Genomic DNA, 24,266 nt, shown 5'->3' on the forward strand with positions numbered 1-24,266 from the left:
GGGCGCGAGCAGGCCTTATGCCCGCAGCAGCAACGCGCTGTCCCCGAACTCGTGCCACAGGTATCCCTCCGCGAGCGCGGCCTCGTAGGCCCTGCGCACCGCCGCTGGGCCCACCACCGACTCGAGCAGCATCAGGTGCGACGCGCCGGGGGCATGCCAGCCGGTGATCAGGCCGTCCACCACCCTGGCCGGCCGCCGCCCGCTCAGCACCAGGTCCGTCCAGCCCGCCCCGGCCACCGCCGTCCCGCCCTCGGTGGCCCCGGTTTCGAGCGCACGGGTCACCGTGGTGCCGACCGCGATGACCCGGCCGCCCGCGGCGCGCCGGTCGTTGATCAGCCGGGCGGTCCACTCGGGGAGCTCGTACCGCTCGGGAATCGGCGGCTCGCCTGGCTCGGCCGAGGAGACCGAGGTGTGTAGCAGGATCGGCGCGACCGCCACCCCGGACACGGCCAGGTCGGTCATCATCGGGTGCGTGAACGGCCTTGCCGCGCTGGCCATCTCCGCACTTCCCCGATCCTTCCCGAAGATGGTCTGGTAGTACGGCAGTGGCCACCGCTCCCGCACGTACGCATAGGTGATCGGCCGGCCGGCAACCGCGAGCAGATCCCGCGCGACGTCCGCGACGCCGTCGATCTCCGCGCGCCACAGCCGGATCGACGTCCGCGGCCAGGGTTCCCGCAGCGTCGCCTGCGCGCCGAGTGGAAGGCGAATGCGCATGCCGGCGGAGGCGGCACCGAGCGGCCCGGTGACCGGACCCGGCGCGCGCACCTCCACCACCCAGGCGCCGTCGTCGAGTGGCGTGGAGAAGTGCACGACCACCCGGCCCACACCGTCGACGGTGCCGTCGACCGCGGCGGCGAGGGTGGCCGACGTGTTCACAATCACAACGTCGCCGCCGCGCAGATACCGCGGCAGCTCGTGGAAACGGGCGTGTTCCACCCGGTCCCCCTCGGCCACCAACAGGCGCACGGTGTCCCGCAGCTGCCCGCGACTCTCCGGTGGGCCGCTCGCCTCCAGCCGGTTCGGCAGCACGAAGTCTGGCCCGGCCGCGGCCTCGACCCTCACCTCGGTCACGACGATGCCGCCGTGGTCAGCAGGTCCGCCGCGCGATAGCGGCCGCTCGCCGGTCGGGTATCGAGCAGCCACATCAGCGCGGGCACCACCGCCTCGGGTTCGGGCCGGTCGGAGATGTCCTCGCCCGGGAACGCCGCCTGGTGCATCGCGGTGCGCATGTCGCCCGGGTCGAACGCGTACACCGAGAGCTGCGGATGCTCAACCGCGAGCACCGCCGTCGCGTGATCGAGGGCGGCCTTCGCCGCACCGTATCCGCCCCACCCCTCGTAGGCCTCGACCGCCGCGTCCGACGACACGTTCACGATCGCACCGCCAGCGCGGCTCACCGGTTCGAGCAGCGCGGAGATCAACGCCAACGGCGCGAGCACGTTCGTCGCGAACACTTTCGTCAGCTCGGCCTCGGGGTACCGTGCGAGCGCAGGCATCGGGCTCGGCCCGAGCGCGCTGGCATTGTTGAGCAGCAGGTCCAGCCGCCCGCGGGCGGCGATCTCCCCGCGGAGCCGTTCTCTGTGACGGGCATCGGTGACATCGCCCTGACACGTGGTGATCCCGTTCGCCTGCGCCGCGACCCGTTCGAGTGGCGCCGTGTGGCGGCCGGTGATGATCACCTGCCAGCCCCGCTCGGCCAGCGCGAGCGCCACCGCCCTGCCGAGGCCGGCCGATCCGCCGGTGATCAACGCCGTACTGGTGTCCTTCATCAGAGCTCCTTGCGTCCGGTGACTTCTGAGACCATCCTGAAAGCTCAAGTTCACTTGATGTCAAGGACCGCAGGTGAGGAGCTCCCCATGCGCACCACGGATCTGCTGACCGTCGGCGAGGTCGCGCGGCGCAGCGGCCTTGCCCCGTCCGCACTGAGGTACTACGAGGACCAGGGCCTGATCGCGTCGAGCAGGACGTCCGGCAACCAGCGGCGCTACCAGCGCAGCGTGCTGCGCAGGATCGCCTTCGTCCGCGCCGCAAGGAGCATCGGGCTCAGCCTGGACGAGGTGGCCGAGGCGCTCGCGCAACTGCCGGACGGGCGCGCGCCGACCCGGGCCGACTGGACGAGACTCTCGCAGAGTTGGCGCGGCAGGCTCAACGAGCAGATCGACGCCCTCGTCGCGCTGCGCGACGGGCTCGACTCGTGCATCGGCTGCGGGTGCCTGTCCCTCAAGACGTGCGCGCTGTCGAACCCGGGCGATGCCGCCGCGAGCTACGGACCGGGCGCGGCGTACCTACCCAAGGCGCTGCACCCCGACGACGCGGACCGCTCCGCCTGATCGCCCCGCCGCTCAGACCCCGCGCGCCGACTCGAGGTCGAAGCGCAGCAGGGCATCCCTGATCGTCTGGGTCGCGGCATGCACTGCGAGACCGTACGTTTCGAACTTCTCGGCCGTTATCCGGCTCGTCGGACCGGACACCGACACCGATGCCAGCGGTTGTTCCTTGGCGTCGAGGATCGCCGCACCGATCGCGGTGATCCCGGTGCTCAGACCCTGATCGTTGATCGAGTAGCCGCGGCCCCGGATCTGCTCGATGGTCTCCCAGAGCACGTCGGCGTCGGTGATGGTGCTCGGCGTCCGCGGGGCGAGCCCGTCGGCCACATAGGACCGGACCGCATCGTCCGGCTGCGCCGCGAGAAAGGCCTGCCCGGTCGCGGAGGCGTGCATCGGGATCCGTTGCCCCAGTGGCATGAACGCGCGCAGGGCGTGCGCGGTGTCGAGCCGTTCGATGAGGACCATCTCGCGCCCGTCCGGGGCGCAGAGGTGGATGGTCTCCGTGGTCGCCAGCTGCAGCTCGTTCAGGGTGGGCAGCGCCGTTTCCCGGATCTGCTGATGGTCGCGCGCCTTGCTGCCCACCGAGAAGGCCCGGTACGTCAGGCTCCACCGCGTCGGCGCGGCGGAACTCGGCCGGAGCCAACCGAGTTCGTGCAGCGTCAGCAGGCACCTCTGCACGGTGCTCTTGGGCAGGTCCACCATCCTGCTGAGCTCCGACAGCCCGACCGGCTGCTCTTCGGCCACCGTCTCCAGCACCCGGAAGGCCGAAACGACGCTGTTGGTGGGCATGTGACCTCCGAGTTGATTGACGCTACGGCCCAATGTGAGCTAGCTTACACGGCATTGGTTCGCTAGGTAGACCAGTGTGCCACACAGTGGACCGAAAGGGAACACCCGCCCCAACACTCCTGGGAAAGGCAACCGCATGGCCCTACAGCTCACGGCGCTCGTCATCTTTGTCGGCGTCTTCTTGGTATCCACCCTCCGCAAGGTCCACATCGGGGTGCTCATGTTCGCCGCCGCGTGTGGCGTCGGGCTCTGGTTGGCCGACATGCCCATCGACGACATCATCGAGGGGTTCCCGCTGAGCATCCTGGTGCTGCTCGTGGGCGTGACCTACTTCTTCGCTATCGCCCAGGCCAACGGCACCATCGACCGCATCATCGAGGTCGCGCTCGCCAAGGTCGGCGACAACGCCGCCGTGCTCCCCTTCGTCTTCTTTGCACTGACGGCAGGGATCTCCGCGATGGGCTCACCGCTGGGCGGCCTGGTGATGGCCCCGATCGGCATGCCGATCGCCAGGAAGTACGGCATGGACCCGATGCTCATGGGCCTGGCGATCGGGACCGGCCTGAGCGCGGGCGCCTTCGCCCCGACCAGCCTCTTCGGGATCGTCAGCTACGGCACGGCACACGAGGCCGGGATCGAACTGAGCCCGCTCACCCTGTTCGCGGTTGCCCTCGTGGTCAACCTGGTGTTGCTGGTGGCCGCGTTCGTCATGTTCGGCGGGTCCAGGTTGCGGCAACGTCACCTCGCACTTGCCACCGAGATCGGTTCGAGAACACCGTCTTTCGTCACCAGCATCGCCACCGGCGCGGGAACGGCCCAGTACGAGGGCGACGTCACGCACCGCATCGCCGGCAGCCGGTTCGATGACGGACCGGGGCACCAGCACGGAACGCTCACAGAACGGGAGCCGTTCACGGGGATCCAGATCGCCACGGTGGTCTGCATGGCCGGGCTTGTCCTCGCCGTCATCGGGATCTCCCTCGCCGGCCAGGACCCGGACATCGGGGTGCTGGGTTTCGCCTTCGGTGCGGTGCTGACGCTGATCGACCCGAAATCCGGCAACAGCGCCGTCGCGAAGATCGACTGGTCGACGGTCCTGCTGGTGGGCGGCATCATCACCTATGTCGGTGTCCTGCAGCACATGGGGGCCGTCGACCTGCTCGGGGAAACGGCGGGCACGGTGGGCGTTCCGATCGTCGCGGCACTGATCATCTGCCTCCTCGGTGGCCTCATCTCGGCCTTCGCGTCGACCACGGGCATGCTGGCCGCGCTCGTACCGCTGGCGTTGCCGCTGGTCGCCGCCGGCGACATCCCGGGCTGGGCCCTGATCTGCGCGCTCGCCGTCTGCTCCTCCATCGTCGACGTCTCGCCGTTCTCGACCGTCGGAGCGACCCTCGTCGCCTCGGTCGCCGAGGACCAGCGCGCCCGGATGACCGGCCTGCTGACCCGATGGGGGATGTCGATGGTCGTCATCGGCCCGGTTGCGCTCGTCGGCACCCTGGTCCTGCCTGCGATGGTGCTGTGAGCGAGGTGACCGTCGTGGTGGACGCCGGCGTCGCCACCATCACGATGGACAACGCATCCAGGATGAACGCCCTGACGCGCCCGCTGCTCGAGGCCCTCGGCCGCCGGATCGACGAGATCGGGAGACACGACGGAGTCGCCGCGGTCGTCCTCACGGGCACCGGTGACAATTTCTCTGCCGGGCTGGATGTTTCGGAGATCACCACCGAGACATCTCCGCAGGTGCTCGACGAGTTCGTCCAGGTCGAGCAGGCACTGGCGCGATGTCCCAAGCCGACCGTCGCCGCCATTCGAGGACACTGCATCGGCGGCGGCGCTCAGCTGGCGATCGCGTGTGACCTGCGGATCGCGGCGGAGGGAGCGCGATTCGCGATCACCCCGGCGAAACTCGGACTGATCTATCCCGCCCCGTCCGTCGAACGCCTCGTGCGGACCGTCGGACCGGCCGCGACGAAGCGGCTCCTGCTCACCTCCGACACCATCGACACGGCCACCGCGCTGCGCTTCGGCCTCGTTACCGACGTCGTGGCGGCCACGGACTTCGATGCCGAGATCCGGCGCGTCGCGTCGACGATCGCGTCAAGGGCGCCCGCCACCGTGGCGGCCGCGAAGCAGATGGTCGACGACACCGCCACCCGCGGAGGGGTTTCCGACGAGTTGTCCTGCCGGTGGACTACCCACCCGAATCCGGACCTCGCCATCGGTCTCGCCGCCTTCGCCGATCGACGAACACCCGTCTTCGCGGGCCCGGGCGCAGCGCCGTCGGCACCCGACTCGCGTCGGGTCTGAAGAACCAACCCACCGAAAGGACTCACCAGTGCTTCTCTCGTCTTTGGATCCGTCTGGCCACCAGGCGGTGGACCTCGCCGATGCGATCACGCTCGGGGACACGAGCATGTCGCGGTCCGAACTGTTCTCCGCCGCAAGCGGCCTGGCGGCGGCGCTCCCCGACGCCGGTCCGGTGGCCGTCTGCGCGGAACCCACCCTCGAGACGATCATCGCCGTGACGGGCTGCCTGCTGGCCGGCGTGCCCGTGGTGCCCGTCCCGCCCGACTCGGGTCCGGCGGAACTCCGGCACATCATCGCGGATTCCGTTGCCACGCAATGGATCGGCCCCACGCAGATCGACAGCGGACTCCCGACCATCCCGGTGGACCGCAGGATTCGTGCAAGCAGACCGCTCGGGCGGCCGTCGATGGACGAGCTGGCCATGATCCTCTACACCTCCGGGACCACCGGCGCGCCCAAGGGCGTCCTGTTGACCCACCGCGCGCTCGCCGCCGGAATCGACGCCCTCGCCGACGCATGGCAGTGGACCGCCGACGACACCGTGGTGCACGGACTACCCCTGTTCCACATGCACGGCCTCGTGCTCGGAGTGCTCGCGTCCCTGCGGATCGGTTCCCGCGTCAACCACACGGTTCGGCCGAAACCGGCCGCCTACGCGGCCGCACCGGGGACCATGTACTTCGGTGTGCCCACGGTGTGGTCGCGGATCGCCGAGGACGAACAGTCCGCGCGGGCGCTGCGCGGGGCCCGACTCCTGGTGTCGGGAAGCGCCGCGCTCGCGGTCCCGGTTTTCGAACGGATCACCCAGCTCACCGGCCTCGCACCGATCGAGCGGTACGGGATGAGCGAGACCATGATCACCCTGAGCACCCGGCCGGACGGCGAACGCAGGCCGGGCTGGGTGGGGCAACCGGTTCGCGGTGTCGAGACCCGCCTGCGCACCGAGGACGGCCGGATCGTGGAGCACGACGGATCGAGCATCGGACGACTCGAGGTCCGGGGACCGATGCTGTTCGACGGCTACCTGAACCGGCCCGAGGCCACGGCCGCCTCGTGGACGGACGACGGCTGGTTCGTCACCGGTGACGTCGCCACCTGCGATCCGGCCGGACTCCATCGGATCGTCGGCCGCGAGTCGACGGATCTGATCAAGTCGGGCGGATATCGCATCGGCGCGGGCGAGGTCGAGGCGGCGCTGCTCGCACACCCCTCGGTCGCGGAGGTCGCGGTGGTCGGGGTCCCCGACAGCGACCTCGGTCAGCGGGTGGTCGCGTTCGTGGTCACGTCCGAGACGAGCCCCGGATCCTCGCTGGGCGATCGCCTGATCGACTACGTGGCGGGCGACCTCTCCCGGCACAAGCGGCCACGCGAGGTGCGATTCGTCGACGCCCTGCCGCGCAACGCGATGGGAAAGGTGCAGAAGGCGGCGCTCGCCCGGTAGCGGGGTCGACGGCGCCCGGCTCCCTACCCCGGCAGCCGGGCGCGCAGGGCCCGCACGAACCAGTCGAGTGCGGCCGCCGAACTGTCCGGCGCTACCCATCCGTTGACCACGGCGAGCAATCGGAGATAGCGCTCCCGGCGCGGGTCGTTCGCCGCCTCCAGCCGCGACAGCAGCCGCCGCCGAAGCGCGACGTCGTCGTCGGAACTGCCGCGCAGTCGGGCGTATTCCGCGGTCACGTCCGCCACCACCGGGTCGGCCGCGGACGAGGCCGGGTCGATGCCGGTGGCCAGCATCGGCTCGGCGTGGTCACGGAGGACCGCGACGATCTCGCGGTGCACGCCCGCGCAGCCGTCGTGCACGCGGTCGTCTGCATGGCCGCTCGCCATCTCCCGCATGACGGCGCGAAAATCCGGATCCCAGGACAACTCGGCCAGTTCCAGCCACGCCTCGACCTGTTCGGCCTCGGGATCGTCGGGCAGTTCGGGGGTCATCGAGCGCATCATCCCCTCGAACGCGGGATCGCCGTCCAGCCCGCCGAAGGCGTGGTCGAGGAAATCGCCTATCAGGCTTCGCCGTTCGGTCTCGGACAGCTTGGCCAACTTGTGCACGAGCCTCATCTCCTCCGGGCCGGAGCCGCGCTTGGCCACCACCGACAACACCGTCCGCCGCAGGCGCAGTGTCCGGATCTGCGCCGCCAGCGCCTCCGCGTGCGCCGCCGCGACCTCGGGCAGGGAGGTCTGGCGGTCCACGACGCCCTTGATCGTGGCCAGGTCCAGTCCCAACTCGCGCAGCGTCCGCACGAGGTCCAGCCGCGCGACCGAGTCGACGTCATAGAGCCGGTAGCCGGCCGGGCTGCGGCCGGTCGCAGGCACGATCCCCCGATCCGCATAGAACCGAATGGCCTTGACCGTCAGTCCGGTTCGCCTGGCCAGATCACCGATCGAGTAGAGCGCGTCGTCGTCCATGTCCCCACTCTCGCGTCTCCCCCGGCGGGAGACTCAAGTCCCGTGCCGCGGCCATCGCTCCGACCTGCGGAAACGAGCTCAAGAACCGCTGCGCCGATGCTAGCCTGGATGGACGCGGCGACCGGAAAGGCGCTTGTCGATGAATGGACACATTCGGAGATCGGCCACGGTGGCGCTGGCGCTGGCCGCCTCAGCGTTTGTTGTCGCTCCCCCGCAGGCGCACGGTTTCGCCGAGGACATCTGCTACTCCGAGGGTGGAGCCCCGCCGCACAACTGTGCGCCCCTGCCGCAGTCGTGTCCGCTCGACGATCCAGACGGGCCCCTGTGCGGACTCGAGGCGTTCGTTCGCTACGGGTACACGTTGCGTCAGCCGCTCGGCGGGCGCAGCCTCGTGCATTCCGACTCGACCTACCTCATCGCCCGCACCGTCGGCTTCTCGGAGCGGGATGCGTATTGGATCGCGGCATACGACGAGGCGACAGACCTGGGCACCTTCGCGCCACGAGACATGAACGGCCAACTCGTCGCCGACGCCGCCGCCTTGACCACCAAGGACATCGGCGGTCTCGTGCGAACGCATTTCGCCACCGGCGGCTTCCTCTTCCATTTCCTCCCGACGATGCGGGGACCGTTCGATCCCGAGCCCGACGGGATGCGACCCGACGTCGATGATCCCGCACACGAGATCATGCTCACGCACGTGCGGCGGTGGGCCATGGCCGGGCCGGGCGGCAGCGCCCCGTTGTGCACGGGAGGCTTCACCAATCGCTCGGCCGACGGCGACTACGCCACTGGCGCAGCCTGTTACGCGGACCCGGAGCCGGCACAGATCAACGGCGTGTACAGCGTGGAGACCCCGGTAGCGATCCCGTTCACCAACGTCACCGGAGAGCAGGTCATCTCCGACGGTGTGTCATCGTCGCAATTCGACTCCTGGATCGGCGGCGATTCGTGGGATGCGAGGATCGGCATCTACATCCACGCCCTCGGTGATCGCATCTCACACCATGCCTGCACCGATGCCGGCACGATCAGCGCGCCGTCGCCGGACCGGCAGGAGTTTCGCATCGATCTGAACAAACCCACCTGTGACCAGGGCCCGCACGCGGTCCGCCACGAGTACGAGACCGGAGTGGATTTCGCCGGGCTCGAGTCGGAGGACCAGACCACGGAAGCGGCGCTGTCGATGGTCTACGACGAGCTCGTCGAATTCGCACGAATCCGCGGAACCCTCGATGCCAACGCCACCATGCCGTCGACCAAGAGCGCACTGCTACAGGGTGGGCTGCTGCCGGCCTTGGAAGTCAGGAATCCGGTCGAGCGGATGGAAGCCGTCACCGCTGTCGGTTGCCGGTTCGGTGTGTCGGCATTTCCCGGAAGTCCCGCCTGTCGGGGGTGATTGATTGCTATCGCGCTCGGTACTGCAGGAACACCGTCCCGCCCTCGAACCGACGTTCGTCGGCGAGCCGTAGGTCCAGCCGAACGCCCGCGGGTAGCGCCGGGGTGCCGCCGCCCACCACGGCAGGGACGAGATACAGCTGCCACTCGTCGACGAGTCCCGCCCGGATCGCGCAGGCAGCAAGTCCGGGGCCGCCGATCGACAGGTCGCGCGGCGAGGACGCCTTCAACGCTCGGATCGCCGCGGGATCGAACTCCCGCTCGAGCCGGGTGCGGGAGGTCGACACCGCCTGCAGGGTCGTGGAGTACACGATCTTGTCGGCGGCCCGCCACAGCGCGGCGAAGTCATCCGCCACAGGCGGGCCCGCGTCGCCGGCAACCGACTCCCAGCCGGCCATCACCTCGTACATGCGGCGCCCATAGAGGTAGGTGCCGATCGATCGCTCGCGGTCGTTGACGAAACCGTGCACTTCCTCGTCCGGCATGGCCCAGTCGAAATTGCCGTCGCGGTCCGCGACGTATCCGTCGAGCGAACAGATCGACGAGTAGATCAACGCGCCCATGTCGTCCTCCCGCTGTGCCTGCTATCCGGCGGTGTCGGCGTCGCCTTCCCCGCCTGCAGGCGTCACCGCGTCCGGGCCGCGCTCGAGCAGCAGTCGGAACCCGTCCTCGTCGAGCACCGGCACCCCGAGCTCGATCGCCTTGTCGTGCTTGGAACCCGGCGCCTCGCCCACCACCACGAACGCGGTCTTCTTCGACACCGAACCGGCGGCCTTGCCGCCGCGGATCAGGATCGCCTCCTTGGCGCCGTCACGGGTGAACCCGACGAGCGAGCCGGTGACCACGATCGACAGGCCCTCGAGGTTGCGCTCGATCGACTCGTCGCGGGCGTCCTCCATCGACACCCCGGCGGCGCGCCACTTCGCGACGATCTCGCGATGCCAGTCCACCGCAAACCATTCGACCACGGCGGCGGCGATGGTGCCGCCGACGCCGTCCACGGCCGCCAGTTCCTCCACGGACGCGTTCTCGATCCGCTCGAGGCTGCCGAACTCGGAGGCCAGCGCCCGGGCCGCGGTGGGGCCGACGTGCCGGATGGACAACGCCACGAGTACCCGCCACAGCGGCTTGTCCTTGGCCGAGTGCAGGTTGTCGAGGAGCCTGCGCCCGTTCGCCGACAGCGCGCCCGCCTTGGTGGTGAACAGCGAGGTCTTCATCAGGTCGTCGGAGGTGAGCGAGAACAGGTCTCCCTCGTCGGCGATCACTCCCGATTTGAGCAGCTCGGTCGCCGCCTCGTAGCCGAGCACCTCGATGTCGAAAGCGCCACGCCCCGACACGTGAAAGACCCTCTCCCGCAACTGCGCCGGGCAGGACCGCTGGTTCGGGCAACGGATGTCCGCGTCGCCCTCCTTGGCGGGGGCCAGCTCGGTGCCGCACTCGGGACAGTGTGTGGGCATCACGAACTCACGCTCGTCCCCGGTGCGCACATCGACCACCGGACCGAGCACCTCAGGGATGACCTCGCCCGCCTTCCTGATGACCACCATGTCGCCGATCAGCACGCCCTTTCGCTTGACCTCGGACCCGTTGTGCAGCGTCGCGAGCGAGACGGTCGATCCGGCAACCGTCACCGGCTCCATGTAGGCGAACGGGGTGACCCGGCCGGTCCGGCCGACGCTGACACGGATGTCGAGCAACCGGGTGGTGGCCTCCTCCGGTGGGTACTTGTACGCGATGGCCCAGCGCGGAGCCCGTGAGGTGGAACCGAGCCGCCGATGCAGCGCCATCTCGTCGACCTTGACCACAAGGCCGTCGATCTCGTGTTCCACGTCGTGGCGGTGCTCGTCCCAGTACGCGACCCTCGCCACGACCTCGTCGACGCCGCGGACTCGCGCGGTGTGCGTGGACACGGGCAACCCCCAGGCCGCCAGCGCGGTGTAGGCGTCGTGCTGGGACGCCGGTGCGAAGCCCTCGATCCGGCCGAGCCCGTGGCAGATCATGCCGAGCCGCCGCTTGGCCGTGACCGCCGGGTTCTTTTGCCGCAGTGATCCGGCGGCCGAGTTGCGGGGATTGGCGAACGGCGCCTTGCCCTCCGCGACCAGGGACGCGTTGAGGGCCTCGAAGTCCTCGAGCCGGAAGAACACCTCGCCGCGGACCTCGAGCAGCGACGGGATCGGGAACTCCTCGCTCGGCGTCAGCACGTGCGGGATCTCCTCGATCGTGCGCGCGTTGAGGGTGACGTCCTCGCCGGTGCGGCCGTCGCCGCGGGTGGCGCCGCGCACCAGCCTGCCGTTCTCGTAGACCAGGTTCAGCGCGACACCGTCGATCTTCACCTCGCACAGGTAGTGCAGGTCGGAGCCATCAGGCGCGGAGCCTGCGGAGTGACCATCCAACACTGCGGCTTCCACCCGCCGCACCCAGGTGCGCAGCTCCTCCTCGTCGAAGACGTTGTCCAGGCTCAGCATTCGCTCGAGGTGGTCGACCGCGGTGAACTCGGTGGCGAACCCGCCGCCGACGAGCTGGGTGGGCGAGTCCGGGGTGCGCAGATCGGGGCGCGCCTCTTCGAGCGCGATCAGCCGGTTCAGCAGGGCGTCGAATTCACCGTCGGAGATGATCGGCGAGTCCCGCACGTAGTAGCGGAACTGGTGCTCGCGCACCTCCTCCGCGAGCCGCTGCCATTCTTCGCGTTCGTCGGAGGTCGCTGCTGACAGTGCTGGTTCAGACCCCTGGGCTGCGTTCTCGTCCACGCCGGAAGGTTATCGCAGGAGGCAGACAACGCCGCCGCTCGAGCGGGCGCCCGCGGGTCCGATTCAGTCGAACTCGGCGCCGTCCGCGAATGCCCTCGTCAGCTCGGCGGCGCGACGCAGCGCCGTCCGCGCCCACTCCGGGCTCGCGCCCGCGAGGCCGCATCGCGGCGTCACCGTCACCTGCGTGGCGAGGACGGATCGCGGGAAGCCCAGCCGGTCGACGAGGGTCACCGCGGGCTCGGCGAGTTCGCGCCAGCCCGGCGCGGGCTCGGCACCAAGGGTCGGCACCAGCCCGAGGGCCAGCGCGATGCCGTCCTCGAGCAGTTCGCCGACGCCGTCGAGGTCCGCGACCGTCAGCTCGCTCAGGTCCAGTCCGATCATCGCGGCGCCGCTGCGACGCAGCAGCCCCAGCGGCAGACCGGCGGCGCAGGAGTGCACCAACACCGGCGACTCCAGGCGGCCGATCACGGACGACAGGACGGCGAGCGCCTCCGGTTCGGGCATTGCGCGGGGGGTCTGCAGGATCGAGACGCCCGCCAGCGAACCGGCCAGCACCGCGGGCAGTCCTGGTTCGTCGAGCTGCACCACGACGGGCGAGCCGAGCCTGCGGGCCACCTCGTCGACGTGCACGCGCAGCCCCTCGGCCAGCGATTCCGCGAGGTCGCGCAGCGCGCCCGCGTCGGTGAGCACGCGATGCCCGCCGGAGAGCTCGACCTGCGCCGCCAGCGTCAGCGGCCCGACCGACTGGACCTTCACCGGCTGATCGGTGCCCCGGCGCCCGGCGACCTCCCAGGCCTCCTCGAGCGCGTCCAGGTCACGCCGGAGCAGGTCGCGGGCCCGACGCGTGACCGCACCCGGACGCTGCGCGAGCCGGTAGGCGGTGGTGGAGGTGTCGAACGGCAGGTCGACCAGCAGCGCGGCCGCGCGGCCGATCATGTCGGCGCCGACGCCGCGGTCGGGCAGTTCGACCAGGTGCGGCAGGGCGGGCAGTTCGCCCACCACGATGGCGGCGGCCTCCCGCGGATCGGTGCCGGGCCAGGAACCGACGCCGGTCGCGACGCCGACCGGGATGGACGGTGCCGTCACCGGCGGTCCGCGCCGGTGCCGACGATGGTGCCGCTACCGAGGACCTCGTCGCCCGCGGCGTCCGGCCGGTACAGCACGACGGCCTGTCCCCTGGCCACGCCGGTCAGCGGCTCGCGCAGCTGCACGTCCAGTCCTCCGTCGACGGGCACGACCACGGCCTCGGCCAGTCCGCCGTGCGCCCGGACCTGCACCACGCACTCGATCGGTCCCTGCGGCGCCGCGCCGGAGGTCCAGATCGCGCGCTCGGCCGCGATCGTCCAGACCTGCAGGCGCTCGGCCGAGCCGACGGTGACGGTGCCGGTCTCGGGTTCGATGGCGGTGACGTAGCGCGGCTTGCCGTCGGCCGCCGGGCCCTGCACGCCCAGTCCCTTGCGCTGGCCGATGGTGAACCCGTGCACGCCCTCGTGATCGGCGAGCACCTCGCCGGAGTCCGCGTCGACGACCTTGCCGGGCCGGATCCCGATCTTGGCGCCGAGGAAGGCCCGGGTGTCCCCGGACGGGATGAAGCAGATGTCGTGGCTGTCGGGCTTGTCCGCGACCGCGAGCCCGCGCTCGGCGGCCTCGGCCCGAATCTGCGGCTTCGGGGTGTCGCCGACGGGGAACATCGCCCGGGAGAGCTGCTCGGCGGTGAGCACGCCGAGGACATAGGACTGGTCCTTGTCGGCGTCGACCGCGCGGCGCAGCACGCCGTCCTCCAGTCGCGCGTAGTGACCGGTCGCGACCGCATCGAAACCGAGCGCCATCGCGCGGTCCGCGAGGGCGGCGAACTTGATCTTCTCGTTGCAGCGCAGGCAGGGGTTCGGCGTCTCCCCGGCGGCGTAGGACTCGATGAAGTCCTCGATCACGTCTTCCTTGAAGCGATCCGCGAAATCCCAGACGTAGAAGGGGATACCGAGGATGTCGGCGGCGCGGCGCGCGTCCCCGGCGTCCTCCTTGGAGCAGCAGCCACGCGAACCGGTGCGCAGGGTGCCCGGCGCGGTGGACAGCGCCAGGTGCACGCCCACCACCTCGTGTCCGGCGGCCACCGCACGCGCCGCCGCCACCGCGGAGTCCACTCCGCCGCTCATCGCCGCCAGTACCCGCATCAGCGTGCCCCTCCCCTGGCCCCGGCGCCCGCCAGGCCCGCCATCCTGGCCCGCTCGACCACCTGCGGCAGCGCCGCGATCAACGCATCGACATCGGAATCAGTCGAGGTGTGCCCCAACGAGAACCGCAGCGACCCGCGCGCGATGGTCGCGTCGACGCCCATCGCAATGAGCACGTGACTGGCGCTGGCGACCCCGGCCGTGCACGCCGACCCGGTCGAGCACTCGATCCCCGCCGCGTCGAGCAGCATCAGCAGCGAATCACCCTCGCAACCGGGAAAGGTGAAGTGCGCATTCCCGGGCAGTCGCTGATCGCCGACCGGGCCGTTCAGCACCGCCGTTGGCACCGCCGCGCTCACCCCGGCGATCAGCCGCTCGCGCAGCCTGATCAGCTCGGAGGAGCGGGAATCCATGTCCGACACGGTCTTCCGCAGCGCGGTGGCCATCGACACCACCGCCGCGGTGTCCAGGGTGCCCGCCCGCAGGTCGCGCTCGTGGCCGCCGCCGTGCAGCAGCGGCACGCACGGCACCTGGCGGCCGAGCAGCAGCGCTCCTGCGCCCTGCGGCCCGCCGAACTTGTGCGCGGCGACGCTCAAGGCGGAGAGCCCGCTGGCCGCGAAGTCCACCGGCAGCTGCGCCACGGCCTGCACCGCGTCGCTGTGAATCGGGACCCCGAACTCGGTGGCGACGGCGGCGAGTGCGGCGATCGACATGATCGAGCCGACCTCGTTGTTCGCCCACATGACGGTGACGAGCGCGACCTCGTCGGCGCCGGCGGCCAGCTCGACGCGCAACGCATCGGGGTCGATGCGGCCATGCCGGTCCACCGGCAGCCACGTCACCTCGGCGCCCTCGTGCTCCACCAGCCACTCGACCGCGTCGAGCACGGCGTGGTGCTCCACGGCGCCCGCGATGATCCTGCGGCGGCGCGGGTCGGCGTCGCGGCGGGCCCAGTAGATGCCCTTGACGGCCAGGTTGTCGCTCTCGGTTCCCCCGGAGGTGAAGATGACCTCCGACGGCCGTGCGCCCAGGTCGGCCGCGATGGACTCCCGTGCCTCCTCCACCCGGCGGCGGGCCGCGCGGCCCGAACCGTGCAGCGAGGACGCGTTGCCCACCGTGGCGAGGACCGCAGTCATCGACTCGATGGCCTCGGGCAGCATCGGCGTCGTCGCGGCGTGATCGAGATAGACCTGGGATGGCGCGCTGGACCGCAGGGTGGCATCACTGCGGTTGGAGGCGCTCGGGTGGGGCGTTGTCATGACCTGACCAGGATAGCCCGTCGGCCGGGGGCCGCTGCGACCGCGACTGTGCTGGTAGGCGCGCTCACGCCGCCGCGGTCTGACGCTCCTCCATGCCGTCGAGGATGTCCTGCACGGTCAGGTTCGCGCCGAGGATCACGCGCGCCGCCCGCTCGCAGCGCCGCGCCAGCTCCCTGCGGTCGGCGCCCGGCTCCTCCAGCGGCGCGAGCAGCACCTCCACGTCGAGCCTGCGCAGCCCGACCGTCCGGCGCAGCGACGCGGCCAGCGTCTGGTCCCCGACGAAGCAGGCCGTGGTGTCCAGCCGCCCGTCCGGCGTGCAGTACCTGATCCCGACGGGCTGCACCAGCGCGCCTGCCTCGACCGCGGACTGGAACAGGGCTGGGCGGAAGCTGCCGTAGGCGCGCCCGCACCAGGTGGTCCCCTCGGGGAAGGCCACCACCCGCCCACCTGCCCGCAGCCGCTCCGCGGCCTCGTCGACCGCGCCGGGCAGCTCGGACAGCCGCGCCCGGTCGATCGGGATGATCCGCATCCGCCGTGCCAGGGTCCCGAGCAGCGGCCAGTCCAGCAGGTCCGCCCTGGCCACGAAGTCGGCGGGCCCGAGCGCGCAGAGCACCAGCACATCGGCCCAGGAGACGTGCCCGGCCACCACCAGCACACCCCGTTCCCCAGGATCGATGTCGAGGCCGCGCTCGTCGCGCACCCGCAGCCGCATCCCCAGCCCGCTCAGCGCGGCCCGCGCGTAGCCGCGCTGCACCGAGCGGCGCCAGGATCCCGGCAGGACCCCACCCGCCAGCAGAACGGGCAGCGAGAGCAGCATCGCCGCGAGCATCACGAACCGCGCGGCCACCCGGGCCAGGCCGGCCCGCTCCACCGCGGTCGGCAGGCAGCCGTCGCCGCAGGGGCTCGAGGGCATCCAGTCGTGCGTCATCGGAGGATCATCGGGACGGCGGCGGCGGCCGACCGCAGCCGGCTCAGGTAGCGCTCGTCGGCCTCCGCCATGCCCAACAGGGCCACGAAGTCGGCGACGCCGAAGTCGGGGTCGTGCGCGGGCTCGCCGCAGATCGAGGCGCCAAGGCGCAGGTAGCCGCGCAGCAGCGGGGGCAGCGCCGTGCGGGCGGGGGCCGCGATCTCGTCCAGGCCGGGCACCGGCCGCAGCGGACGCACCCGGAGGTCAGGGGCGGTGGCGTGCGCGTCGAGCAGTCGGTCGCGGACCCCGCGCACGTTCGCGCCCGGCAGATCACTCGGCCGCGCCTGCATCGGCACCGACACGCACCCCATGGCCCAGCGGTAGCCGGTGAGCTCCAGGTAGTTGAGGATGCCCGCCCACATCAGGCCCAGCACCGAACCGGAGCGGTGATCGGGGTGCACGCAGGCCCGGCCCATCTCGACGAGCTGTGGGCGGAGCGGGTCGAGCGCGGCGAGGTCGAACTCGGTGGCGGTGTAGAGCCCGCCCGCGGCGATCGCGGCGTCCGGGGTCAGCATCCGGTAGCAGCCGACGACCTCGTCGGCCAGCTCGTCGCGCACCAGCAGGTGATCGCAATATTCGTCGAAGTGGTCGGCGTCGAGACCGTCGGAGATGCCGCGGACCGCGCCTTCGAAGCCCGGTTCGGCCGCGAACACCTGGTACCGCAGCCGCTGCGCTGCGATCCGGTGCTCGCGGTCCGAGGACAGCAGCAGGGTGTATCTGGGGACGGTGGTGACGCTCGGAAAATCGTTGATGAGGACCGGCGTTGTCGTCATGCCCCGAAGGGTCACCGAGCCGGGCGGCCTCCCGGCATCAGGTCGGTGTCGTGTCGATGCAACTTCGGTGAACACGACGGCGGCCCCGCTCCCAACCAGGGAACGGGGCCGCCGAAAGGTGACGCGGGATCAGCCCTTGTGAGCCTTGACCGCCTCGGTGAGCTGCGGTGCGACGTTGAACAGGTCGCCGACGACGCCGTAGTCCGCGATCTCGAAGATCGGGGCCTCTTCGTCCTTGTTGACGGCGACGATGGTCTTCGACGTCTGCATGCCTGCGCGGTGTTGGATGGCGCCGGAGATGCCGAGCGCGATGTACAGCTGCGGGGAGACCGTCTTACCGGTCTGACCGACCTGGAACTGGCCCGGGTAGTAGCCCGAGTCCACGGCGGCACGCGAGGCACCGACCGCGGCGCCGAGCGAGTCGGCGAGCTCCTCGACCACGCTGAACTTGTCGGCGCTGCCGACGCCACGGCCACCGGAGACGACGACCGACGCCTCGGTGAGCTCGGGGCGGTCGCCGCCGACGATCGGGTTGCGCGAGGTCACCTTGACGGCACTCTCGTCCTGAGCCGGCACCTCGACGGTGACCTGCTCGGCGGCACCGGCCTGCGGCTGGGCCTCGACGGCACCCGGGCGAACCGAGATGACCGGGACCTCGCCGTTGGCCTTGGCCTCGACGGTGAACGCGCCACCGAAGATCGAGTGCACGGCGCTGCCGTCGGCCTTGACCTCGATGACGTCGCTGAGCAGGCCGGAACCGATCCGTGCGGCCAGACGTCCGGAGACCTCTTTGCCCTCGGTGGTGGCGGCGGTGATCACGGCAGCCGGTCCGGCGGACTCGACCAGGGCGGCGAGGACGTCGACCTTCGGGGTGATCAGGTAGCCGTCGATGTCATCGGACTCGGCGACGTAGATCTTCGCGGCGCCCGCGGCGGCCAGCGCCTCGGCGAGCTTGGCCGCGGTTCCGGCCGGGCCCGCGACGACCGCAGCCGGCTCACCGAGCGCGCGCGCTGCGGTGATGAGCTCGGTGCTGACCTTCTTGAGCGCACCCTCGGCGTGCTCGACGAGCACAAGTACTTCTGCCATTGCTGTCTTCTCCTACGTGTGGGTCTGCTGGTTGAGGGGCGCGATCAGATGATCTTCTGGCCGACGAGGTAAGCGGCGATCTTGCTGCCGCCATCACCCTCGTCGGTGACGCGCTCACCAGCGGTACGCGGGGGCTTGGGGGTGGACGCGGTGACGGTGGTGCCCGCGTTCGCGACGCCAACGGTCTCCGGGTCGACGCCGAGGTCGGCGAGGGTGAAGACCGAGACTTCCTTCTTCTTCGCGGCCATGATGCCCTTGAAGGACGGGAAGCGCGGCTCGTTGATCTTCTCGGTGACCGAGACGATGGCGGGCAGCGAGGCCTCGAGGCCGAAGATGCCCTCGTCGGTCTCGCGCTCGCCGGTGACCTTGCCGTCGGCGACGGTGAGCTTGCGCAGCTGGGTGAGCTGCGGGATGCCGAGGTACTCGGCGATGATGGCCGGAACGGCGCCGACGCGGCCGTCGGTGGCCTCGTTGCCTGCGATGATCAGGTCGGCCGGCTCATCGTTCTCGAAGCCGATCTGGCCGAGCGCGGCGGCCAGGGTCCAGCCGGTCTGGATGGCGTCGGAGCCGTGCAGAGCCGGGTCGTTGATGTGAACGGCCTTGTCGGCACCCATGGACAGCGCCTTGCGGATGGCATCGGTGGCGCGGTCCGGGCCGGCGGACAGCACGGTCACCTCGCCCCCCTGCGCCTCCTTGATGAGCAGGGCCTCCTCGACCGCGCGCTCGTTGATCTCGTCGAGCACGGCGTCCGCGGCCTCGCGGTCCAGCGTGAAGTCACCATCGGTGAGCTTGCGCTCGGACCAGGTGTCAGGAACCTGCTTGATCAAAACGACGATGTTCGTCATGGGTCTTCGTCGACCTCCTGTGTATTTCTGCCTGATGATCGAGAGCAGCTCCACGTCGAGGAGGAGCGCTCGCGTAACCGTCTCGTTCGCACGTCGGGTGTGCGTCAGATTACCCCATGTTAAGTTACCCGCTAGTAACTTGGGTGGGAAACCTCGTCCACCATAACGGCCAGGAGGATCATTCATGCCTGTGATGTGGACCACCCCGACCAGTTCTGACACCGAGGGCACTAACCTCCCAACGGTGAGCGATTCATCTGTCTCGACCCCGGCCATGTCCGTCGACGCCGATAACAACCCGACGGCTGCCGAGGCGACCCCGCAGCCGAGCGAAGCGACCCTGCCGCTGACCGGCGAGCGCACCGTCCCGGGCGTGCCCGAGGAGAACTACTGGTTCCGCCGTCACGAGGTGGTGTACCGGCAGCTGCTCGAGCGCTGCGCCGGCCGCGTCGTCCTCGAGGCCGGGTCCGGAGAAGGCTACGGCGCCAACATGATTGCCGACGTCGCCGAGAAGGTCATCGGGCTCGACTACGACACCTCCGCCGTCGACCACGTGCGTGCCCGCTACCCGCGAATCGACATGCGCCAGGGCAACCTCGCGGACCTCCCGCTGCCGGACGCCAGCGTCGGGATCGTGGTCAACTTCCAGGTGATCGAGCACCTGTGGGACCAGGCCCAGTTCCTGGCCGAATGCTTCCGCGTGCTGACCCCCGGCGGCGAGCTGCTGATCAGCACCCCGAACCGGATCACCTTCTCCCCCGGACGGGACACCCCGCTCAACCCGTTCCACACCCGCGAACTCAACGCCGCCGAGATGACCGAGCTCCTCGAGGAGGCCGGCTTCGTCGTCGACCTGATGACCGGCGTGCACCACGGCCCCCGTCTGCGCGAGCTCGACGCCAAGCACGGCGGCTCCTTCATCGACGCCCAGATCGACCGCGCGCTGGCGGGCGAGCCGTGGCCTGCGGACCTCGTCGCCGACGTCGAGGCCATCACCGTGGACGACTTCGCGCTCACCGAACCCGACATCGACGCCAGCCTGGACCTGGTCGCCATCGCACGGAAGCCCGCGGTGTCAGGGTGAACAAACCGACCGGAGTTGCGCAGGAACCGGGCATGTTCTGCCTGGTCCTGCACTCACACCTGCCGTGGTTGGCCAACCACGGCCGGTGGCCCGTCGGCGAGGAATGGCTCTACCAGTCCTGGGCGGCCACCTACCTGCCCGTGGCCCGCGTGCTGCGCACGCTCGCCGCGGAGGGCCGCACCCGGCTGCTCAGCCTCGGCATCACCCCGGTGCTGGCGGCCCAGCTCGACGACCCGCACTGCCTGGCCGGGATGCACCACTGGCTGGGCAACTGGCAGCTGCGCGCCCACGAGGCCGCAGGCATGCGCGACCAGCCGCACCGCGACCTCGGCGCCCGCGAGCACCGACTCGCCGCGGAGGCGCTGACCGACTTCGAGGAGCGCTGGGCGCACGGCGGCTCGCCGGTGCTGCGCGGGCTCGTCGACGCCGACGCCATCGAGCTGCTCGGCGGACCGTTGGCCCACCCGTTCCAGCCGCTGCTGCATCCGCGGCTGCGCTCGTTCCAGCTCAGCGAGGGCCTCGCCGACGCCAAGGCGCGTTGGGGCACGAAGCCCTCCGGGATCTGGGCACCCGAATGCGGCTACACGCCCGGGATGGAACGGGAGTACGACGCCGCGGGCGTGCAGCACTTCATGGTGGACGGCCCGTCGCTGCGCGGGGACACCTCCCTCGGCCGCCCGGTTCGCGAATCCGACGTGGTGGCCTTCGGCCGCGACCTGCAGGTCTCGTACCGGGTGTGGTCGCCGAAGTCGGGCTACCCGGGCGACGGCGCCTACCGCGACTTCCACACCTACGACCACGACACCGGGCTCAAGCCCGCGCGCGTCACCGGCCGCACCGTCGACTCGAAGGACAAGGCGCCGTACGACCCCGAACTCGCGGCCGCCGCCATCGACCGGCACGTCGCGGACTTCGTCGACACGGTCAGGTCCCGGATGCGCTCGGAGAGCGAGCGCATCGGCAGGCCCGCGCTCGTGGTGGCCGCCTTCGACACCGAACTGTTCGGACACTGGTGGTTCGAGGGTCCGCAGTGGCTGGAGAAGGTCCTGCGCGCGCTGCCGGAGGCGGGCATCCCGGTCGGCACCCTCTCCGATGCAAGGGCGGCCGGCTTCGTCGGCGAACCCGTCCAGCTCGCCGACTCCTCCTGGGGCAGCGGCAAGGACTGGCGGGTCTGGGCGGGCGATCAGGTCGCCGACCTGGTCCAGCTGAACACCGAGGTCGTGCAGACCGCGCTGGACGCGGTGGACAAGGCCCGCGGGGCGCAACGCGCGCCCGGCCGGCCGGAGCTGCGCGATCAGGTCAACGACCAGATCCTGCGCGAGGCCATCATGACCGTGCAGAGCGACTGGGCGTTCATGGTCAGCAAGGACTCCGCCGCCGGGTACGCCCGTGACCGTGCGCACCTGCACGCCCACGCCACCAGGGAGATCGCGGGCGCCGTCGCAGCGGGTCACCTGGACCGGGCGCGGCAGCTGGCCGACGGCTGGAACCACGCCGACGGGCTGTTCCCCTCGCTGGACGCCCGACGACTCCCCGACGACGCGATCGGCGGTCCCGCATGAAGGTCCTGATGGTCTCCTGGGAGTACCCGCCGGTGGTGGTCGGCGGGCTCGGCAGGCACGTGCACCACCTGGCCACCGAGCTGGTGCAGGCAGGCCACGAGGTGGTCGTGCTCTCGCGGCGCCCCACCGGCACCGACGCGTCCACCCACCCGACCATCACCCACATCTCGGAGGGCGTACTGGTGGTGGCGGTCGCCGAGGACCCGGCGCACTTCGTGTTCGGCGAGGACATGCTGGCCTGGACCCTCGCGATGGGGCACGCCATGGTGCGCGCGGGCGTCGCGCTCGGCAAGCCAGGGCTCGGCGACGGCTGGCAGCCCGACGTCGTGCACGCGCACGACTGGCTGGTCGCGCATCCCGCGATCGCGCTGGCCGAGTACTTCGACGTGCCGCTGGTCTCCACGCTGCACGCCACCGAGGCCGGCAGGCACAGCGGCTGGATCTCAGGGACGATCAACCGTCAGGTGCACTCCGTCGAGTGGTGGCTGGCCAACGAGTCGGACGCGATCATCACCTGCTCCGCCTCGATGGAGGAGGAGGTCACCGAGCTCTACGGTCCGCAGTTGCCGCCGATCACGGTGATCCGCAACGGGATCGACGTCACCACCTGGAACTACCGGCAGCGCGCGCCGCGCTCCGGCCCGCCGCGGCTGCTGTTCGTCGGCAGGCTCGAGTACGAGAAGGGCGTGCAGGACATCATCGCCGCGCTGCCCCGGATCCGTCGCAGCCACCCGGGCACCACGCTGGCCGTCGCGGGTGAGGGCACCCAGTTCGAGTGGCTGCAGCAGGAGGCACGGTCCAACCGGGTCCTGCGCTCGGTGGCCTTCCTCGGCAGTCTCGACCACACCGAGCTGCTGGGCTGGTTGCACGCGGCGGACGCGATCGTGCTGCCCAGCCGGTACGAGCCGTTCGGCATCATCGCGCTCGAGGCGGCGGCGGCGGGCACCCCGCTGGTCACCTCCACCGCGGGCGGGCTCGGCGAGGCCGTGGTCGACGGCGTCACCGGGATGTCGTTCCTTCCCGGCGACGTCGAGGGACTGACGTCGGCGGTGCGTGAGGTGCTCGACGATCCCGCGGGCGCGCAGCGCCGGGCCGAGGCGGCCCGCGAACGGCTCACCGCCGACTTCGACTGGCACAGCGTCGCGCTCGACACCGCGCAGGTCTACCTGAGCGCCAAGCGACGGGTGCGACACCCGTTGGCGCGCCCCGACATCCCCCAGCGGCCGCTCCCCGGCCGGTAGGCGGCTCCGCCGCCTGTGTGCGGTTGACGAGTCCCTGGACTCGTCAACCGCGCACAGGCGCGCAGCGCCTCAACGTGCTGCGGCGGCCTTCTTGCGCTCGATGTCCTCGAGGGCGGCGATGTACTTGGCCCGCTCGGCCGCGCCTGCCTCCCAGGCCTCCTTGCGGTTCTTGACGACCTTGACGGGCGCGCCGACCGCGATGCTGTAATCCGGGATCTCGCCCTTGACCACCGCGTGCGCGCCGAGCACGCAGCCGCGGCCGACGATCGTGTTCCTCAGCACGGTCACCTTGGCGGCGACCCAGGTGTCCGGACCGATCCGAACCGGGCCCTTCACGATGCCCTGATCCTTGATCGGGACGTTGACGTCGTCCATCCGGTGGTCGAAATCGCAGATGTAGCACCAGTCGGCGACGAGGGTGGAGGCGCCGATCTCGATGTCGAGGTAGGTGTTGACGACGTTGTCCTTGCCGAAGACGACCTTGTCGCCGATGCGCAGGGAACCCTCGTGGCAGCGGATCGCGTTGCCGTCGCCGATGTGCACCCAGCGGCCGATCTCGAGCCGCGACAGTTCGGGAGTCGAGTGGATCTCCACGTTCTTGCCGAGGAAGACCATGCCGCGCAGGATCACGTGCGGGTTCGCGAGCTTGAACTTGGCCAGCCGGTAGTAGCGCACCAGGTACCAGGGCGTGTACGCCTTGTTCTCGAGCACCCATCGCAGGGAATCACGGGTCAGGAACTTTGCCTGCTCGCTGTCGGTCCGACGTGATCCCCGCCACCTCGTGCGCAACGGTGCGCCCCACATGCTGGTCATGCCATGCAGCCTACGGTCAGCGGATGTGAGCTCCGCGACGGCCCACTCCGCCGCCCCCGCCGAGCCATCCGCCGCCGCCAAGCAGCGCCGCGACCAGCGCCGCCGTCACCGCGACCACGATGACCGCGAGCAGGGAGTTCGTCATCACGCCGATCAGCGTCGCGGCGCCGACGATCAGGCCGACGACGATCACCACCCCCGCCTGAGGCGTGCCGAGCAGGTGATTGTCGTTCGCGTCGACGCGCGGCGATCGGCGCGGCGCACTCAAATCTCCACCCCCTGACCCTTCCATGTCGCCATTCAAACACAATTGCGACCGGAATTGTGCGTTTCTGTCGGCTAATTATCGCAATTCGATACGGAATGTACCGAAATAACAGTCCAATCACAGGAGGCGCCGGACCTGCTCCGTCGCGCCACAATTGGACGCTTGTGATCACGCAGTCCCTTGAATTCTGAACCACTCACATTTTGCCCGCCGA

At 70.4% G+C, this 24,266-nt stretch carries 23 protein-coding genes; 8 read left to right on the forward strand and 15 right to left on the reverse strand.

Annotated elements, in window-relative coordinates; all coding sequences use genetic code 11:
* Positions 1–15: 15 nt before the first annotated feature.
* Together C8K38_RS22360 and C8K38_RS22365 are read right to left on the reverse strand one after the other, a co-directional pair.
* Positions 16–1,074 (reverse strand): S-adenosylmethionine:tRNA ribosyltransferase-isomerase, encoded by a 1,059-nt coding sequence (locus C8K38_RS22360; protein WP_097213592.1) that lies wholly within the window; start codon positions 1,072–1,074, stop codon positions 16–18.
* Complete coding sequence (locus C8K38_RS22365) at positions 1,071–1,772, reverse strand: SDR family NAD(P)-dependent oxidoreductase (RefSeq protein WP_097213593.1); 702 nt, start codon at positions 1,770–1,772, stop codon at positions 1,071–1,073. The genes C8K38_RS22360 and C8K38_RS22365 overlap by 4 nt, the downstream gene beginning before the upstream one ends.
* 87 nt (positions 1,773–1,859) lie before the next feature.
* Here C8K38_RS22365 and soxR point away from each other — a divergent pair, with 87 nt between their 5' ends.
* A complete protein-coding gene (soxR, locus tag C8K38_RS22370) occupies positions 1,860–2,333 on the forward strand; it encodes a redox-sensitive transcriptional activator SoxR (RefSeq protein ID WP_097213594.1) in 474 nt (157 codons plus the stop codon).
* A gap of 12 nt (positions 2,334–2,345) precedes the next feature.
* Here the strand turns inward: soxR and C8K38_RS22375 are convergent, their stop codons facing one another.
* A complete protein-coding gene (locus C8K38_RS22375) occupies positions 2,346–3,119 on the reverse strand; it encodes an IclR family transcriptional regulator (protein ID WP_097213595.1) in 774 nt (257 codons plus the stop codon).
* Between the two features lie 136 nt (positions 3,120–3,255).
* Between C8K38_RS22375 and C8K38_RS22380 the strand changes: the two genes are divergently transcribed.
* Genes C8K38_RS22380 through C8K38_RS22390 form a run of 3 tightly spaced genes read left to right on the forward strand, consistent with a single transcriptional unit; the run spans position 3,256 to position 6,873 of the window.
* Positions 3,256–4,644: an SLC13 family permease gene (locus C8K38_RS22380; protein ID WP_097213596.1), complete on the forward strand. Its 1,389-nt coding sequence runs from the start codon at positions 3,256–3,258 to the stop codon at positions 4,642–4,644.
* Positions 4,641–5,432, forward strand: a complete 792-nt coding sequence (locus C8K38_RS22385; RefSeq protein ID WP_257017729.1) for an enoyl-CoA hydratase/isomerase family protein — start codon at positions 4,641–4,643, stop codon at positions 5,430–5,432. The genes C8K38_RS22380 and C8K38_RS22385 overlap by 4 nt, the downstream gene beginning before the upstream one ends.
* Positions 5,433–5,460: 28 nt before the next feature.
* Complete coding sequence (locus C8K38_RS22390) at positions 5,461–6,873, forward strand: acyl-CoA synthetase (protein WP_097213598.1); 1,413 nt, start codon at positions 5,461–5,463, stop codon at positions 6,871–6,873.
* A gap of 23 nt (positions 6,874–6,896) precedes the next feature.
* Here C8K38_RS22390 and C8K38_RS22395 read toward each other — a convergent pair whose 3' ends face one another.
* Entirely contained in the window at positions 6,897–7,838 is a 942-nt protein-coding gene (locus C8K38_RS22395; protein ID WP_097213599.1) for a MerR family transcriptional regulator, read from the reverse strand.
* 139 nt (positions 7,839–7,977) lie between these two features.
* On the opposite strand from C8K38_RS22395, the gene C8K38_RS22400 reads away from it, so the two are divergent.
* Positions 7,978–9,237, forward strand: a complete 1,260-nt coding sequence (locus C8K38_RS22400) for a hypothetical protein (RefSeq protein WP_097213600.1) — start codon at positions 7,978–7,980, stop codon at positions 9,235–9,237.
* Positions 9,238–9,244: 7 nt separating this feature from the next.
* On the opposite strand, the gene C8K38_RS22405 is transcribed toward C8K38_RS22400, so the two are convergent.
* From C8K38_RS22405 to C8K38_RS22445, 9 genes are all read right to left on the reverse strand, one after another.
* Positions 9,245–9,799 (reverse strand): dihydrofolate reductase family protein, encoded by a 555-nt coding sequence (locus C8K38_RS22405; RefSeq protein WP_097213601.1) that lies wholly within the window; start codon positions 9,797–9,799, stop codon positions 9,245–9,247.
* A gap of 21 nt (positions 9,800–9,820) precedes the next feature.
* Positions 9,821–11,983 (reverse strand): NAD-dependent DNA ligase LigA, encoded by a 2,163-nt coding sequence (ligA, locus tag C8K38_RS22410; protein ID WP_257017731.1) that lies wholly within the window; start codon positions 11,981–11,983, stop codon positions 9,821–9,823.
* 63 nt (positions 11,984–12,046) lie between these two features.
* Positions 12,047–13,069 (reverse strand): methionine synthase, encoded by a 1,023-nt coding sequence (locus C8K38_RS22415; protein ID WP_097213602.1) that lies wholly within the window; start codon positions 13,067–13,069, stop codon positions 12,047–12,049.
* The gene (gene mnmA / locus C8K38_RS22420; protein ID WP_097213603.1) at positions 13,066–14,154 is read right to left on the reverse strand and encodes a tRNA 2-thiouridine(34) synthase MnmA; all 1,089 of its coding nucleotides are present in this window, start codon (positions 14,152–14,154) and stop codon (positions 13,066–13,068) included. The genes C8K38_RS22415 and mnmA overlap by 4 nt, the downstream gene beginning before the upstream one ends.
* Entirely contained in the window at positions 14,154–15,413 is a 1,260-nt protein-coding gene (locus C8K38_RS22425; RefSeq protein WP_097213604.1) for a cysteine desulfurase family protein, read from the reverse strand. Before C8K38_RS22425 ends, mnmA begins: the two co-directional genes overlap by 1 nt.
* A 64-nt stretch (positions 15,414–15,477) precedes the next feature.
* Positions 15,478–16,341: a lysophospholipid acyltransferase family protein gene (locus C8K38_RS22430; protein ID WP_257017733.1), complete on the reverse strand. Its 864-nt coding sequence runs from the start codon at positions 16,339–16,341 to the stop codon at positions 15,478–15,480.
* Entirely contained in the window at positions 16,338–17,153 is an 816-nt protein-coding gene (locus C8K38_RS22435; RefSeq protein WP_097213605.1) for a GNAT family N-acetyltransferase, read from the reverse strand. The genes C8K38_RS22430 and C8K38_RS22435 overlap by 4 nt, the downstream gene beginning before the upstream one ends.
* Before the next feature lie 129 nt (positions 17,154–17,282).
* Positions 17,283–18,239: an electron transfer flavoprotein subunit alpha/FixB family protein gene (locus C8K38_RS22440; RefSeq protein WP_097213606.1), complete on the reverse strand. Its 957-nt coding sequence runs from the start codon at positions 18,237–18,239 to the stop codon at positions 17,283–17,285.
* A 44-nt stretch (positions 18,240–18,283) separates the two neighbouring features.
* Positions 18,284–19,084, reverse strand: a complete 801-nt coding sequence (locus tag C8K38_RS22445) for an electron transfer flavoprotein subunit beta/FixA family protein (protein WP_097213607.1) — start codon at positions 19,082–19,084, stop codon at positions 18,284–18,286.
* A 274-nt stretch (positions 19,085–19,358) separates the two neighbouring features.
* Here C8K38_RS22445 and C8K38_RS22450 point away from each other — a divergent pair, with 274 nt between their 5' ends.
* The 3 genes from C8K38_RS22450 to C8K38_RS22460 are packed head-to-tail and all read left to right on the forward strand — an operon-like array spanning position 19,359 to position 22,971.
* Complete coding sequence (locus C8K38_RS22450) at positions 19,359–20,168, forward strand: class I SAM-dependent methyltransferase (RefSeq protein WP_097213608.1); 810 nt, start codon at positions 19,359–19,361, stop codon at positions 20,166–20,168.
* A 32-nt stretch (positions 20,169–20,200) separates the two neighbouring features.
* Positions 20,201–21,730, forward strand: coding sequence for a 1,4-alpha-glucan branching protein domain-containing protein (locus tag C8K38_RS22455; protein WP_097213609.1), 1,530 nt, complete (start codon positions 20,201–20,203; stop codon positions 21,728–21,730).
* Complete coding sequence (locus C8K38_RS22460) at positions 21,727–22,971, forward strand: glycosyltransferase family 4 protein (protein ID WP_097213610.1); 1,245 nt, start codon at positions 21,727–21,729, stop codon at positions 22,969–22,971. Before C8K38_RS22455 ends, C8K38_RS22460 begins: the two co-directional genes overlap by 4 nt.
* Before the next feature lie 69 nt (positions 22,972–23,040).
* On the opposite strand, the gene C8K38_RS22465 is transcribed toward C8K38_RS22460, so the two are convergent.
* Together C8K38_RS22465 and C8K38_RS22470 are read right to left on the reverse strand one after the other, a co-directional pair.
* On the reverse strand, positions 23,041–23,784 hold the full coding sequence (locus C8K38_RS22465; RefSeq protein ID WP_097213611.1) for an acyltransferase: 744 nt from the start codon (positions 23,782–23,784) through the stop codon (positions 23,041–23,043).
* A gap of 16 nt (positions 23,785–23,800) precedes the next feature.
* Positions 23,801–24,052, reverse strand: a complete 252-nt coding sequence (locus C8K38_RS22470) for a hypothetical protein (protein ID WP_077041130.1) — start codon at positions 24,050–24,052, stop codon at positions 23,801–23,803.
* Positions 24,053–24,266: the final 214 nt, after the last annotated feature.

Source organism: Rhodococcus sp. OK611, assembly GCF_003050885.1.
GTDB classification, from domain to species: domain Bacteria; phylum Actinomycetota; class Actinomycetes; order Mycobacteriales; family Mycobacteriaceae; genus Rhodococcus_G; species Rhodococcus_G oryzae.

Bases quoted from the DNA above. Each gene is read 5' to 3' on its own strand.
- mnmA (WP_097213603.1), bottom strand. From the start codon at position 14,154: ATGCGGGTACTGGCGGCGATGAGCGGCGGAGTGGACTCCGCGGTGGCG.
- C8K38_RS22405 (WP_097213601.1), bottom strand. From the start codon at position 9,799: ATGGGCGCGTTGATCTACTCGTCGATCTGTTCGCTCGACGGATACGTC.
- soxR (WP_097213594.1), top strand. From the start codon at position 1,860: ATGCGCACCACGGATCTGCTGACCGTCGGCGAGGTCGCGCGGCGCAGC.
- C8K38_RS22400 (WP_097213600.1), top strand. From the start codon at position 7,978: ATGAATGGACACATTCGGAGATCGGCCACGGTGGCGCTGGCGCTGGCC.
- C8K38_RS22380 (WP_097213596.1), top strand. From the start codon at position 3,256: ATGGCCCTACAGCTCACGGCGCTCGTCATCTTTGTCGGCGTCTTCTTG.
- C8K38_RS22430 (WP_257017733.1), bottom strand. From the start codon at position 16,341: ATGACGCACGACTGGATGCCCTCGAGCCCCTGCGGCGACGGCTGCCTG.
- C8K38_RS22445 (WP_097213607.1), bottom strand. From the start codon at position 19,084: ATGACGAACATCGTCGTTTTGATCAAGCAGGTTCCTGACACCTGGTCC.
- C8K38_RS22395 (WP_097213599.1), bottom strand. From the start codon at position 7,838: ATGGACGACGACGCGCTCTACTCGATCGGTGATCTGGCCAGGCGAACC.
- C8K38_RS22425 (WP_097213604.1), bottom strand. From the start codon at position 15,413: ATGACAACGCCCCACCCGAGCGCCTCCAACCGCAGTGATGCCACCCTG.
- C8K38_RS22435 (WP_097213605.1), bottom strand. From the start codon at position 17,153: ATGACGACAACGCCGGTCCTCATCAACGATTTTCCGAGCGTCACCACC.
- C8K38_RS22375 (WP_097213595.1), bottom strand. From the start codon at position 3,119: ATGCCCACCAACAGCGTCGTTTCGGCCTTCCGGGTGCTGGAGACGGTG.
- C8K38_RS22460 (WP_097213610.1), top strand. From the start codon at position 21,727: ATGAAGGTCCTGATGGTCTCCTGGGAGTACCCGCCGGTGGTGGTCGGC.
- C8K38_RS22465 (WP_097213611.1), bottom strand. From the start codon at position 23,784: ATGACCAGCATGTGGGGCGCACCGTTGCGCACGAGGTGGCGGGGATCA.
- C8K38_RS22455 (WP_097213609.1), top strand. From the start codon at position 20,201: ATGTTCTGCCTGGTCCTGCACTCACACCTGCCGTGGTTGGCCAACCAC.
- C8K38_RS22365 (WP_097213593.1), bottom strand. From the start codon at position 1,772: ATGAAGGACACCAGTACGGCGTTGATCACCGGCGGATCGGCCGGCCTC.
- C8K38_RS22450 (WP_097213608.1), top strand. From the start codon at position 19,359: ATGTCCGTCGACGCCGATAACAACCCGACGGCTGCCGAGGCGACCCCG.
- C8K38_RS22440 (WP_097213606.1), bottom strand. From the start codon at position 18,239: ATGGCAGAAGTACTTGTGCTCGTCGAGCACGCCGAGGGTGCGCTCAAG.